We start from the raw sequence: 13676 nt of genomic DNA, 5'->3' as shown, positions 1-13676 counted from the left end.
GGGAAACCGGGCAACCAGTTGAAACGTTATCAAACTTGTGCATAATCTTGTTGTAGTGAATTCATATGCATGTCAGAAAGAGGGAAAGACGATGAAGACACCTCGCATGGTTTTGGTCGGGGCAGCAGCGCTCGCAGCGACCAGCGTCCTCGCCGGCTGCAGCGGTTCCGGCGCCACCGACGCCGACGGAGACGTCAGCCTGACGCTCTGGGCGCGCGGGAACTCCGTCCCCGACGACGTCGAAGCGGTCCTCGCCGAGCAGTTCCCCGACTACGACATCACCTTCGAGAACATCCCCGACATCGAGGACAAGCTCCGTGCGGCGCTGAGATCCGGCAGCGGTCTTCCCGACGTGGTGATGATGGGCGGCAGCCTTCCCTCGTTCTTCAGCGTGGCGGACGAGTTCGTCGACCTCTCCGAGCAGGCAGCAGCCGGCGACGCCGTCGAGTGGGGACTCGCCCTCGGCCAGTCCCCCGATGGCCGCCAGGTCGCGCTTCCGACCGACATCGGCCCGTGGGGATTCTTCTACCGTGCGGACATCCTCGAGTCGCTCGGCTACCCGAGCGAGCCCGAGGAGGTCGCCGCGGCCATCGACTCCTGGGACGCGTACCGCGAGCTCGCGACCACGATGGCCGAGACCGGCGTCTACGCCTGCGACCACGCGGGCCAGGTGTACCAGGCCAGGCTCGCTCAGAACGGCTACGCGTACTTCGAGAACGAGGACGGCGAAGACGTCAACGTCGTCGACTCCCCGATCTCCCACGACGCCTTCGTCGAGTCAGCCGCGCTCGCCCAGGACGACCTCTGCGCGAACACGGAGCCCTACACGCCGGAGTTCAATGCCGCTCTCACCCAGGAGGACATCGCCGCGTTCGTGGGGCCCGCCTGGGAGGACGGTCTCCTGAAGTCCGCCGGCGAGCAGCAGGCCGGGAACTGGCGCGTGACGACGCTTCCCGGCGGACCCGCCGCCACCGGCGGAACATTCGTCTCGGCGCTCACCGCCAGTGAGCATCCGGATGCCGCGGCCGAGGTCGCCGGATTCATCGGCGGCACGGAGTTCCAGACGATCGGCTATCTGGAGAAGGGCCTCTTCCCGGCGTCGACCGGCGTCGCCGAGGATCCGAAGGCGGCGACGCCGCAGGACTACTACGGCGGTCAGGACACGCTGGGCGCTCTCGCGCAGACGGCCGCGGACGCGCCGATGGTCTATCAGGCACCCGACAGCGGAACGGTCGCGGCGCAGTTCTTCGTGGCGTTGAACGACCTCACCGCGAGCGGCGACGACCCCGAGGACGTCTACGCCTCCCTCGTCGAGAAGAACGTCGCCGAGTGACGACCACTGCCACTCGCACGACCGGAGCGGCGGGCGCACCACCGCTCCGGCGGCGCCGGACGCTGCTGCGCTACTGGCGCGAGTACCTCGCGATCTCGCCGTTCTACATCCTGTTCGCGGTGTTCGGACTGTTCCCGCTCGTCTTCGCGGTGTACCTGTCGATGGTGTCCTGGGACGGACTCGGCGCACCGGAATGGGTCGGCCTCGAACAGTTCGAGCGACTGTTCAGCTCGGGAGAGTTCGCCAGTGCGCTCGGCAACACGGTCATCATCTTCCTCATCGCGCAGATCCCGGTGATCCTGGCGTCCCTGGCCGCGGCGGCGCTGCTGAGCTCGCCTCGTCTGAAGGCGAAGGGCCTGTACCAGACGCTCTTCTTCCTCCCTCAGGTCACCTCGATCGTCGCCGTGGCGATCGTCTTCCAATCGCTGTTCTCCAACGAGTACGGCATCATCAACGCGATGCTCGAAGCCGTCGGACTGACCTCGGTCCCGTGGATGACGACGGAGTGGGGCGTCCGCCTGGTCGTCGCGCTCATGATCTTCTGGCGCAGCTTCGGCTACTTCGTCGTGATCTTCCTGGCCGGCATCTCCTCGATCCCGCCGTCCATCTACGAGGCGGCCCGCCTGGACGGCGCCGGTCCGTGGCGCGTGCTGCGGTCGATCACGATCCCGATGATCTGGCCGACCATCCTGTTCGTGGCCGTCACCGGCACGATCAGCGGATTCCAGATCTTCACCGAGCCCCAGGTGCTCACCAACGGCCTCGGCGGTCCGGACGGATCCGTCGTGACCCTGATGTTCCTGCAGGTCGGGTACATGGGCGCCACGCTTCCCACCGTGAGCGCGGACCTCGGGTTCGCGACCACCATCGGATGGGGCATCTTCATCGTGCTGATCCTCCTGGCCGCCCTCAACTCGCGCGTGATCGCGCGCCGCCGCAAGGAGAACTCGTGAAGTCGCGTCGCGCCTGGCTGCAGCACGTCGTCCTGATCCCGGCCGCTGCGCTGTTCGCCTTCCCGTTCTACTGGCTCGTCGTCATGTCGACGAGCACGACCTCGGACATCTTCTCCAGCCCACCGAGGCTGTTTCCCGGTCCGGAGCTGTTCGCCAACATCGAGCGGCTGTTCGGGAGCATCGATTTCCTCCAGGCCTTCCTGAACTCGGTACTCGTCTCGGTGACGGCGACCGTGATCACGGTCGCGATCGCCGCGCTTTCCGGGTTCGTCTTCGCGATGTACCGCTTCCCTGGGCGGAACTGGCTCTTCGGCATCCTGCTGGCGACGATGACCCTGCCGACGGGGGTCATGCTCGTGCCGATGTTCCAGATCTACGTCGACCTGGGCTGGCTCAACACGTACCTCCCGCTGATCGTGCCGGGCGCTGCGAGCGCCTTCGGCATCTTCTGGATGCGCCAGGCCGCGAGCGAAGCCGTCCAGTACGAGGTCATCGAGGCCGCACGCGTGGACGGCGCGGGATTCCTGCGCGTCTTCTGGCACGTCGGTGCGCCGGCGCTGCGTCCCGCGATCGCCGGGTTCACCGTCTTCCAGTTCATGTGGAACTGGAACGAGTACATGTGGCCGCTGCTCGTGCTCAACGATTCCGACCTGTACACCCTGCCGGTCGCTCTGCAGCAGCTCAACGGCAACTACGGCACGAGCGACTATCCGGTCGTCATGGTCGGAACGCTCCTGGCGACGCTGCCGCTCATCGTCGTGTTCCTGTTCTTCCGCAGGCAGGTCATGAGCAGTGCGACGGCCGGAGCAGTGAAGGGATGATCATGGGAACTTCGAACAGCGGCGCCATCGACCGCCGAGCGGTCATCGCACGCCACCGCATCCGGCGCACCGAGATCGACGCCGAAGCGCCGTTGAGCGTCGGCAACGGCGAGTTCGCGTTCACCGCGGATGCGACCGGCCTGCAGACCTTCGCCGACTGGCACAGCCGGGCGGCCGCACGCGCCGCCGACCGCAGCGCGACGCCCCTCGGAACGCAGAGCCAGTGGGCGTTCCACTGGGCGCCGAACCCCGATGGCGTGACCCTCGAGGACACGATGGAGCCGTTCGCGCGGCCGGACGGCGCGATCGTGACGCACCCGACCGCCTACGACTGGCGCCTGACGGAGGCGCAGGCGCGGGAGCAGCAGCCCGCCGGCTACTACTACTGGGTGAACCCGCAGCGTCTGCACCTCGGGCGTCTCGCGTTCCGGATCACGGACCCGACGACCGGGCATGTCGTCGACGACCCAGGACAGCTGACCGACACCGAGCAGGTGCTCGATCTCTGGACCGGCACGCTCGACAGCGCATTCTCGGTCGGGGGGAAGCGGACCACCACGACGACCGCCGTGCATCCCGTGCGCGACCTGCTCGCCGTCGCCTCGCACTCCGAGCTCTTCGCCGCCGGCGCCGCCACCGTGCGTCTCTCCTTCGCGAGCGTCCAGGACACGTGGGAGGCGGACGAGGACTGGTCGCGACCGGACGGGCATGAAAGCGTCATCACGGTCCTCCCCGACGACACCGTCGAGATCTCACGGCAGGTCGACGCCGCATCCTATTCGGTGCGGCTGCGCGCCAGGGGATGCCGGGTCGAGGTGCCGGAGCCGCACATCGTCGAGCTCGTGCCGGAGACCGACCGGATCGAACTCGTCGTCGAGTTCACGCCGACGGAATCCACCGCACCGCTGCCGTCCGCACAGGACGTGTTCGATGCCGCCGCCGCGCACTGGGAGGCGCACTGGACGACGGGCGCCTTCATCGATCTCGATGGATCGACCGATCAACGCGCCGCGGAACTCGAACGGCGCATCGTCCTGTCCCAGTACCTCACGGCCATCCAGTGCGCCGGCTCCCTGCCTCCGCAGGAGAGCGGGCTGGTGTGCAACTCCTGGGGTGGCACGTTCCACCTGGAGATGCACTGGTGGCATGCCGCGCATTTCGCGCTCTGGGGCCGGCCCGGCCTTCTCGAGCGCAGCCTGGCCTGGTACCGCGAGGTCCTCCCCACGGCCCGCGCCAACGCCGCGCGGCTGGGGTACCCAGGAGCGCGCTGGCCCAAGCACGTCGGTCCGGAGGGGATCGAGAGCCCGAACGAGATCGGCGCGCTCCTGGTCTGGCAGCAGCCCCATCCGATCTCCTATGCCGAGCTCGTGTACCGCGCGAACGACGACGACCCCAGCGTGCTCGAGCAGTACGCTGACCTGGTGGACGAGACCGCGGAGTTCCTCGCCGCCCTGCTCTGGTGGGAGGAGGGCACGGCCCACCTGGCCCCTCCGATCATGCCGGCGCAGGAGCGCTACGACGCCGCCACGACGTGGGATCCGACGTTCGAGCTCGCCTACGTGTGGTGGGGGCTCACCACGGCATCCGAGTGGCGACGCCGGCGAGGCGCCGACGTTCCGACGCACTGGCAGCACGCCATCGACGCGATCGCGCCGCTGCCGGTCTCCGCGGAGGGCCGATATGAGGCCGTCCGCGGCGACACCTCGCTGATCGATCACCCGTCCCTCCTCGGAGCATTCGGCTTCGTGCCGCCCACGCCGCTCGTCGACGCCCCGACCATGTCGCGCACGCTCGACATGGTGCTCGACGAGTGGGACTGGAACGCCACCTGGGGCTGGGACTACCCGCTGATCGCGATGTGCGCCACGCGGCTCGGACGCCTCGACGTCGCGTTCGATTCCCTGCTGCGCCCCCTGCCTCGCAATCGCCACCTCTCCAATGGGCACAACTTCCAGGTGCCCAACCGTCTCCCGCTGTATCTCCCCGGCAACGGCGGCCTGCTCGCTGCGGTCGCGATGCTCGCCACCGACGACGACGGACGACCGCGCACCGACCTCCCCGACGGGTGGCGCCTGCGCGCTGAAGGCTTCCCTGCTCGCCCAGGACGCGTCGACGCGACGCAGACACGATCATGACCGCACTCGCCGACCCGTTGTCCCGGCTCCGCCCCACGGTCAAGGAGCCCGAGCTCGTCTTCGCCCCCTCGCTGCTCCCCGGCGACTGGCGCAGTCACGGCGTCGACTGCCCGTTCCCGTTCCGGGCGAACGGCCGTCTCGGTATGACGATGGTCGGCTGGGACGGTCGCGGGTACCAGACCGGACTGGCCTGGCACGACGGCGAACGATGGTCCGAGCCGGAGCTGGTGTTCCGCCGCGACCCCGACTCGCCGCACCGCAGGCACAATGCCGCCCTGACGTCGCTGCTGCGCGATCCCGACCTCTTCGGCACCGGCGAGCTGCAACGGATCGACGGCTGGTACTACGGCACCTTCCACGCGTATCCGGAGGCGGGCTATGAAGAGGGATCGGCCGTCATCGGGTTCGCCCGCAGCCGCGACCTCGTGCACTGGGAGGAGACCGGCGGACTCCTGCGCCCCGAGGAGGGCGGCACGTGGGAGCGCGGGGGCCTGTACAAGTCGTGGCTGATGCGTCACGACGATCGGTTCTGGCTGTTCTACAACGCCAAGGACCGCGCGACGGGCGCCTGGGTCGAGCAGACGGGCGCCGCCGTCTCGGACGATCTCATCAGCTGGACCAGACTCTCCGACGAGCCGCTGCTGCCGATCGGCCGCCCTGGCGCACCGGACGATCGGTTCGCCTCCGATCCCTGCGTGCTACGGATGGACGACGGGCGCTGGGCGATGTTCTACTTCGGACTCCGCTCCGGCGGGCAGGCGGTCGACCTCCTCGCCACCTCACCGGATCTGCGGCACTGGACCAAGGATCCCGTTCCGCTGATCGAACCGGGAGCACCGGGCTCGATCGACGACTGGCATGCGCACAAACCGGGCGTCATCCGCACCGGCGACCGCCTGGAGCACTACTACTGCGCCGTTCAGCGACGAAACGAACCCGTGCGGATCGGCGAGGACCTCCGGCCCGAGATGCGCGGGATCGCCCTCGCATGGACGCCGCTGGACAGCTGAGGATCAGCCGCGCGAGAAGCCCAGCGTGCTCCGCCGCGCCACCAGGATCGGCTCGAGTTCGCAGTGCAGCTCGGCCGGCGAGCGCTGCTCCATCGTCTCGAAGAGTGCGTCGACGACGAACTCACCGACGTCGCGGTGCCGTCGACTGATGCTGGACAGCGGGATGAGGGATGCCTCGGCGAACTCGTTGTCGTCGTACCCGATCAGCGCGAGATCCTCGGGGACCCGCACACCGCGTCCGACCAGCTCCTGGAGGATGCCGAGAGCCAGCAGGTCGTTGACCGCGAAGACGCCGTCCGGGCGCGCGCCGGCGGTCATCTCCGCGATCGCCGCTCCGGCCGCGCGACCGGCGGCGACCGACCGCTCGGCCACGACGATCTCGGACAGTCGGAGGCCGTGCGCCTCCGCCGCGGCATCCGCTCCGGCTCGACGAGCCGCGACCTGCACGATCCCGGCCGGACCGCCGACGAACGCGATCCTGCGGCACCCGGCATCCCGGAGATGCTCGACGGCCTGGCGTCCGCCGGAGAATTCGTCCACCGAGACCGACGGCTGCTCGGTCGAGCTCGCCCGCTGCCCGACGAGCACGGAGGGTGTGCCTCGTCTGCGCAGCAGTGCCAGGCGATCCTCGACCGGGTGATGAGACGCGACCAGCAGCCCGCGGACGTGATGCTGCGCGAAGGCGTCGAGGTACGCGTCCTCCTGCCGCGGATCCTCCTGCGCGTCGGCGATGAAGACGGACAGCCCGAGCTCGGACGCCCTCGCCTGCACGCTGGTGGCGATCTCACCGAAGTGCGGGTTGCCGATGTCGGATGCCAGGTAGCCGATAACCGAGCTGACGCCCATCCGCAGCTGGCGGGCGGCGTTGCTGGGCACGAATCCCACCGCGTCGATCGCCTCGGTGACGCGCTTCGCCATGGCCTCGGACAGCCGATCGGGATGGTTGAGGAAGTTCGACACCGTGCCGACGGAGACGCCGGCGCGCGCCGCGACCTCTCTGATCCCCGCTGGTGTCATGAGCGCCAATCATAGGCGGCGCGGAACCCGAGCCGCTCCCTGATCCGCCGCGTGGACATGAGGGACTCGAACTCGCCGAGGTCGTCGGCGACGGGCGTGCCGGGGAACCAGCGGGCTGCCAGCTCGCGCGACGGCGCAGCGCACCCGGAGTCGGGAGCGGCGACGTTGTAGACCTCGTAACCGGGTCGCGCTGCTTCCAGCGCCAGGGCGACGGCGAGTGCACCATCACGCGCATCGACCCACGACCCCAGAAGATCACGGCGGTAGTCCGGTTCCCCGGCGCGCTCGAACGTGGCGTACTCGTCCTCGGCGACGACGTTGGTGAACCGCAGCGCGGTGATCGAGGCATCCGGATGCCAGCCGACCAGCTGCGCGGCGATCGCCTCCTCTGCCACCTTGCCCAGGCCGTAGGTGTTGTTGGCGCTCGTGTACGTCTCGTCCACCGGGAGCGAAGGCGGAGCCTCGTGGAACGGGAAGCCCATCGCGGTGATGCTCGAGGCCAGCACGATCCGGCGGATGCCGACACGATGGGCGGCGAAGAGCGCGTTGAACGACACCGTCATGTTGTTCTGGAACGTCGCCGCATCCGGCACCAGGCCGTTGACCGGGATCGCTGCCAGGTGCACGAGCGCGTCCAACCCGTCGTGCCGGGCGGTGACGGACCCGAAGGCGTCCAGCACCTGCCCGAAGTCGGTCAGATCGACACGAGTGAACCCCGGCCCTGCCGTGCCGGCGAGATCGAATCCGACCACATCGTGCCCGTCGGAGCGCAGCCGTTCGACGGTCGCCCTGCCGAGCTTGCCGCCGCTTCCCGTGACACCGATTCGCATGCCGTTCCCTCCTGCCGTGGCTCCGATCCGCAGACTTGAAACGTTTCGAAATGGATGCCACACTCACTGTACACGCACCCTCTGGAGGACCGGAATGGCCGTCATCGTCGACGCACCCCGTATCGAGCACCACCGCGAACCGCTCGGCATCGGCGAACGGATGCCGAGACTGTCGTGGCGCATCTCCGCCGCACCGGATGGATGGCATCAGACCGCCTACCGGGTGGATATCGACCGCGACGGCATCCGTCGCTCGTACGAGATCGAAAGCCCGGAGCAGGTGCTGACCGCGTGGCCTGCCGACCCGCTCACATCCCGTGAGATCGCCTCGGTCTCGGTCGCCGTCCGAGGCGAGGACGGCACGTGGTCCGAAGCATCCGGGACCACGATCCTCGAGACGGGTCTTCTCGCCCCGGACGACTGGATCGCACGTCCCATCGGCGCGACCCGCAATGAGAACCCGCACTCCGACGAACGGCGCCCCTCGCTCGTACGCACGACGTTCGACGTCGGCGACGGACTGGTCCGCGCCCGCCTGTACGCCACCGCGCACGGGGTCTACGAGGCCGAGGTGAACGGCACGCGCGTGGGCGACGACACGCTCTCCCCCGGGTGGACCGTCTACGGCGCGCGGCTGCGGTACTACACCTACGACGTCACGTCGGTCTTGCCCCCTGGCGCCAACGCGATCGGCGCCTGGCTCGGCGACGGCTGGTACCGCGGCCGCCTCGGGTGGCGCGGCGGATTCCGGAACATCTACGGTACAGATCAATCCTTCCTCGGCCAGCTCGAGCTCACTTACGCCGACGGCTCGCGCCAGGTCATCGCGACCGACGGCACGTGGCGTTCGACCGCGAGCCCGATCATCGCGAGCGGCCTGTACGACGGCGAGGACTACGACGCCCGCGAAGAGCAGCCCGGCTGGTCCTCCCCCGGCTTCGACGACTCCGGCTGGGACGGGGTGCAGGAGCGCCACCGCGACCCTGCCACGCTCGTCGCCCCCACCGCACCGCCGGTACGGGCGACGCAGCAGCTGCGGCCCATCGAGGTGCTCACGGGACCGAGCGGATCCCGCATCCTCGACTTCGGGCAGAACCTCGTCGGACGCGTGCGCCTCCGGGTCTCCGGCGACGCGGGCACCACCGTCACTCTGCGCACGGCCGAGGTCCTGCAGAACGGCGAGATCTACACCCGTCCGCTGCGCGCGGCGCGCTCGACCGACACCTACACGCTCGCCGGCCGCGACGTCGAGGAGTGGGAGCCGCGGTTCACGTTCCACGGGTTCCGCTATGTCGAGGTGAGCGGCTGGCCGGGCGACCTGGATGCCGATGCCGCCGACGGCGCGCTCATCGCCCGCGTCCTCCACACCGACCTCGAGCGCACCGGCTGGTTCGAGTCCTCCGATCCGGCGCTGAACCGCCTGCACGCGAACGTCGTGTGGGGCATGCGCGGCAACTTCGTCGACATCCCGACGGACTGCCCGCAGCGCGACGAGCGGATCGGCTGGACGGGCGACATCCAGGTGTTCGGCCCGACCGCCGCCACGCTCTTCGACGTCTCGGGCATGCTCTCCGGATGGCTCCAGGACGTCGCGATCGAGCAGCTGCCCGATGGCACCGTGCCCTGGTACGTCCCGGTGATCCCTGCGGTCGACAAGTGGACGCCGATCCGGCCGGGCGCCGCCTGGGGCGATGTCGCGACGCTGCTGCCCTGGACGCTCTACGAGCGCTTCGGCGACGTCGGCGTGCTGCGCGCGCAGTTCGACAGCGCCCACCGCTGGGTCGATCTGCTCGAGCGTCTGGCCGGCCCGTCGCGCCTATGGGATACCGGCTTCCAGCTCGGCGACTGGCTCGACCCGGCCGCGCCGCCCGAGGACCCGGCCGACGCCCTCACCGACCGCTACCTCGTGGCGACGGCGTACTTCGCGAAGTCGGCGCGCACCGTGGCGCGGATGGCCGAGGTGCTCGGACTCGAAGCCGAGCGCGTCCACTACGACACGCTCGCCGATGAGGTGGCGGCGGCCTTCCTCGCCGCCTACGTCAACGCCGACGGCACGATGACCAGTGATGCGCAGACCGCGTACGCGCTCGGCCTGCGCTTCGATCTCCTCACGGATCCGGCGCTTCGGGATGCCGCGGCGACCCGTCTGGCGCAGCTCGTCCACGAGGCGGGCAACCGCATCGCGACCGGCTTCGTCGGCACCCCGCTCGTCTCGGACGCGCTGAGCGGAGATGGGCAGTTGGACGCCGCCTACGACCTGCTGCTCGAGCGCGAATGCCCGTCCTGGCTCTACCAGGTCGCGCAGGGTGCGACGACGGTGTGGGAGCGCTGGGACTCGCTGCTGCCGGACGGCACGGTGAACCCCGGGCAGATGACCTCGTTCAATCACTACGCGCTGGGCGCGGTGGCCGACTGGATGCACCGCGCCATCGCGGGCCTCGCGCCGGAGACCCCTGGCTACCGGCGCATCCGCTTCGCTCCCCGGCCGGGCGGCGGCCTGACCTCGGCATCCGCACGCCAGCTCACGGCGTACGGCGAGGCGTCGATCTCCTGGCGCGTCGAGGATGGCTTTATGCATGTCGACCTGCGGGTTCCGATCGGTGCGGATGCCGTGATCGAACTGCCGGGGGCCGACGAGGAGATCGTCGGAGCAGGTTCTCACACCCGCACGATCAGAGTCCCCTGACCTTCCGGTCAGTGCCGACATGGATGTCGGCACTGGCGCCGCGGCCGGAGACTGAATATCCTTTCGTAAGCGAATCCTCAATCGGATCGCCACGATCGGAGTCCTCGTGTCCCTTCCCCGCTACACCCGCCCCGCCGACGGCCAGGTCCGCCTGCTCACGAAGGTCGCACGGATGTATCACGAGCGCGGCATTCGTCAGGCCGACATCGCCACCGCCCTCAATATCTCACAGGCGAAGGTCTCACGGCTGCTGAAACGAGCCGAGGCGGTCGGCATCGTGCGGACGATCGTGACCGTCGCCCCTGGCGTCCACGCCGAGCTCGAGGAGAGTCTCGAAGAGCGGTACGGCCTGTCCGAAGCAGTCGTCGTGGACGTCGCGCCCGACGCGGACGAACGGGAGCTGCTCGCCTCGCTGGGCGCCGGAGCCGCCGCCTACCTCGAGGCGACCCTGTCCGGAGCCGACCGCATCGGCGTCTCGTCGTGGAGCCAGACGATCCTCGCGATGGTGGACCGGATGCGCCCCTTCACCGTCCGCGGCGCGACCGAGGTCGTCCAGCTGCTCGGCGGCGTGGGCGCTCCTGAGGCGCAGAGCCACTCGAACCGCATCCTCGGCGAGCTGGCCCGCACGCTCGGTGCAGAACCCGTGTACGTGCAGGCGCCCGGCGTCGTCGCCGACGCGGGCATCCGCGACAGCCTGCTGTCCGACCCCTCGATGCAGGAGGTCAGCCGGCACTGGAACGAGCTCACCATGGCGATCATGGGCATCGGGAGCATCGAGCCCTCGGACGTGCTCGCCACCAGCGGCAACGCCTTCGCCGCCGAGGAGCGCGAGGGGCTGCTGGAGCAGGGGGCGGTGGGAGACATCTGCCACCGCATCTTCCGTGCGGACGGATCACGGGTCCTCGGCGCGCTGGACGACCGCATCATCGCGATCACGGTCGAGAACCTGCTCCGGATTCCCCGCCGCGTCGGCATCGCCGGCGGCGAGCGCAAGCTCGAGGCGATCCACGGAGCGCTCGCCGGCGACTGGGTGACCACGCTCGTCACCGACCTCCGCACAGCCGAGGCGCTCGCGGAGCGCTGAGGAGGAGACGATCGGACAGGCGACCACCGGGTCACCATCGTGAAGGCCTCCCGTCGAGAAGCTGTCTCGCTTCTCGACGGGAGGCCTTCGCCGTTGTGCTGCTGCTACTTCGAGGCGTCCCAGGCGCTCTGGTAGATCTCGACGTAGCGCTCGCTGCCGTTCGAGGCGAGGGCGTCCTGGAACGCCTGCCAGTCGGCGTCGCTCTCGATGTCGCGCACGCCCGTCACGAACTCGGCACTGGCCTGCTGCACGAGGGTCTCGATGTTGGTCTGCACGGTCGACAGCTCGGAGGAGTCGTCCGCGGGGATCCAGAGGTTCCAGTACGGGAAGGCCTCCTCGGGGCTGTTCGCCGCGTAGGGCTCCGTGGCCTCGAACAGACGCCGGTCGTAGCCGGCGAGGTCGTAGATGTCCTCCGACACCACCTGCGCGCCACGGAACTCCGTGCTCCCGTAGTACTGCGCGAGCGGACCCCACGCCACGTTCGCGTTCTGCGTGGCTTCGGCACCGCTCAGGCGGTGACGCAGGTACAGGGGCTCGAGCGACTCGTCGAGCGCGACATCGCCGGCGGCGGGCCGATCCCAGGCGACGCCCTCCTCACCCCACTCGGCACGGAGGTGGTTGTCGTAATCGATCATCCAGTCCACGATCTTCACGAGTTTCGCGGCATCCGCGTCACTGGCGTTGTTGGTGATGACGAGCGACGCGCCGGGCACCGAGGACAGCAGCTCCGAAGCCGGCGAGCCGTTCGGTCCGGTGAGCGGCGGGACCGGATCGTACTGCTTGTCACGGCCATCCTCCTGGCCGATCGTGACGAAGACACCGGGGTGTCCGACCGTCGCTGCACCCAGGATCGGGTCCCCAGCGACGTCGCCGAGGGCGAGAAGCGCGTCCTGGTTCTGCGTGAATGCGGACTCGTCGACGAGCCCGTCGTCGTAGAGCGAGCTCACGAAGCGCAGACCATCGCGCCAGCCATCGGACGTCGGCTGGAGCGTCACCGTGTCGTCGACCAGTGCCAGGGACGCCGGGATCGATGCGTCCGTCGTGGCCGCAGGCACGTAGACGAACGGGTTCATCAGGTAGGGCAGCACCGAGTTCGCCCCCGGTGTGCCGGAAAGCGGCACCTCATCGGCCTGACCGTTGCCGTTGGGATCCTGATCGCGGAACGCGGTCAGCACCGCTCGGAGCTCGTCGGGCGTCGTCGGCTGCTCCATGCCCACGGCATCCAGCCACGCCGAGTTCATCCAGAGCTTCGACGGGTAGCTGCAATGGAAGCAGTCGTTCCACTGCGGCAGCCCCCAGACCTTGCCGTCCGGCGCGGTCGCCAGCTGCTCCCACTCGGGCGTCTCCTCCCACGCCTTGACGAGGTTGGGTGCGTTGTCCTCGAGAAGGTCGTTCAGCGGCCGGATGACGCCCTGGTTCCCGAATTTGACCAGCTCGGCCTGGGTGAACTGGTCGACCCACGGGATCATGAGGAACGCATCAGGGTAGTTGCCGCTGGCGAGCGCGATCTGGCGGGCCTCGGATGCTGAGCCCGCGTCCCACGTCGTCGTCTCGAACTGGAGATCGACGTCGAACTCCTCCTCCAGGAAGAGCGTGAACTCGTTCGTGTTGAGATCCGAATCCGCACCCTGCGGACTGAAGATCTTGATGACGCCGTCGTCCGGCTCGTCTGCCGGCGGTGAACATGCCGCCATCGTCAGGGCGAGCCCGCCGGCGGCGACCGCCGCCACGGTTCGGGTGAAGCGTTTCATGTGTTGCCTCTCTTCATCGTGAGGTGGAAAGCCGCCAGGACCGGGCGTCCTGGCGA

General features: G+C 69.0%; 10 protein-coding genes. 7 read left to right on the top strand and 3 right to left on the bottom strand.

Going from position 1 to position 13676, the window contains the following annotated elements; translation table 11 throughout:
* Positions 1-91 precede the first annotated feature (91 nt).
* The 5 genes from M2317_RS13715 to M2317_RS13695 are packed head-to-tail and all read left to right on the top strand — an operon-like array spanning position 92 to position 6252.
* Positions 92-1333: an ABC transporter substrate-binding protein gene (locus tag M2317_RS13715; protein WP_429461032.1), complete on the top strand. Its 1242-nt coding sequence runs from the start codon at positions 92-94 to the stop codon at positions 1331-1333.
* Entirely contained in the window at positions 1330-2286 is a 957-nt protein-coding gene (locus M2317_RS13710) for a carbohydrate ABC transporter permease (protein WP_429461030.1), read from the top strand. Before M2317_RS13715 ends, M2317_RS13710 begins: the two co-directional genes overlap by 4 nt.
* Positions 2283-3107: a carbohydrate ABC transporter permease gene (locus M2317_RS13705; RefSeq protein ID WP_429461028.1), complete on the top strand. Its 825-nt coding sequence runs from the start codon at positions 2283-2285 to the stop codon at positions 3105-3107. The genes M2317_RS13710 and M2317_RS13705 overlap by 4 nt, the downstream gene beginning before the upstream one ends.
* Positions 3108-3109: 2 nt before the next feature.
* On the top strand, positions 3110-5242 hold the full coding sequence (locus M2317_RS13700; protein WP_429461026.1) for a hypothetical protein: 2133 nt from the start codon (positions 3110-3112) through the stop codon (positions 5240-5242).
* Positions 5239-6252 carry a hypothetical protein gene (locus tag M2317_RS13695; RefSeq protein ID WP_429461024.1) on the top strand — a complete coding sequence of 338 codons (1014 nt, stop codon included), beginning with the start codon at positions 5239-5241 and terminating at the stop codon, positions 6250-6252. Before M2317_RS13700 ends, M2317_RS13695 begins: the two co-directional genes overlap by 4 nt.
* 3 nt (positions 6253-6255) lie before the next feature.
* Here the strand turns inward: M2317_RS13695 and M2317_RS13690 are convergent, their stop codons facing one another.
* A complete protein-coding gene (locus M2317_RS13690) occupies positions 6256-7269 on the bottom strand; it encodes a LacI family DNA-binding transcriptional regulator (protein WP_429461022.1) in 1014 nt (337 codons plus the stop codon).
* Positions 7266-8099 (bottom strand): NAD-dependent epimerase/dehydratase family protein, encoded by an 834-nt coding sequence (locus M2317_RS13685; RefSeq protein ID WP_429461020.1) that lies wholly within the window; start codon positions 8097-8099, stop codon positions 7266-7268. The genes M2317_RS13690 and M2317_RS13685 overlap by 4 nt, the downstream gene beginning before the upstream one ends.
* A 94-nt stretch (positions 8100-8193) precedes the next feature.
* Here M2317_RS13685 and M2317_RS13680 point away from each other — a divergent pair, with 94 nt between their 5' ends.
* Both M2317_RS13680 and M2317_RS13675 read left to right on the top strand, forming a co-directional pair.
* Positions 8194-10785: a family 78 glycoside hydrolase catalytic domain gene (locus M2317_RS13680; protein WP_429461019.1), complete on the top strand. Its 2592-nt coding sequence runs from the start codon at positions 8194-8196 to the stop codon at positions 10783-10785.
* Between the two features lie 106 nt (positions 10786-10891).
* On the top strand, positions 10892-11869 hold the full coding sequence (locus tag M2317_RS13675; protein ID WP_429461017.1) for a sugar-binding transcriptional regulator: 978 nt from the start codon (positions 10892-10894) through the stop codon (positions 11867-11869).
* Positions 11870-11973: 104 nt separating this feature from the next.
* Here the strand turns inward: M2317_RS13675 and M2317_RS13670 are convergent, their stop codons facing one another.
* Positions 11974-13620: an ABC transporter substrate-binding protein gene (locus tag M2317_RS13670; protein WP_429461016.1), complete on the bottom strand. Its 1647-nt coding sequence runs from the start codon at positions 13618-13620 to the stop codon at positions 11974-11976.
* Positions 13621-13676: the final 56 nt, after the last annotated feature.

Origin of the sequence: Microbacterium sp. ZKA21 (genome assembly GCF_050434165.1) — a bacterium.
In the GTDB taxonomy this organism is placed as follows: Bacteria; Actinomycetota; Actinomycetes; order Actinomycetales; family Microbacteriaceae; genus Microbacterium.
This window is presented reverse-complemented; position numbering and strand designations above follow the sequence as displayed.

Coding starts and splice junctions, on each gene's coding strand:
- M2317_RS13715 (WP_429461032.1), top strand. CDS start 92: ATGAAGACACCTCGCATGGTTTTGGTCGGGGCAGCAGCGCTCGCAGCG.
- M2317_RS13700 (WP_429461026.1), top strand. CDS start 3,110: ATGGGAACTTCGAACAGCGGCGCCATCGACCGCCGAGCGGTCATCGCA.
- M2317_RS13695 (WP_429461024.1), top strand. CDS start 5,239: ATGACCGCACTCGCCGACCCGTTGTCCCGGCTCCGCCCCACGGTCAAG.
- M2317_RS13690 (WP_429461022.1), bottom strand. CDS start 7,269: ATGACACCAGCGGGGATCAGAGAGGTCGCGGCGCGCGCCGGCGTCTCC.
- M2317_RS13685 (WP_429461020.1), bottom strand. CDS start 8,099: ATGCGAATCGGTGTCACGGGAAGCGGCGGCAAGCTCGGCAGGGCGACC.
- M2317_RS13680 (WP_429461019.1), top strand. CDS start 8,194: ATGGCCGTCATCGTCGACGCACCCCGTATCGAGCACCACCGCGAACCG.
- M2317_RS13670 (WP_429461016.1), bottom strand. CDS start 13,620: ATGAAACGCTTCACCCGAACCGTGGCGGCGGTCGCCGCCGGCGGGCTC.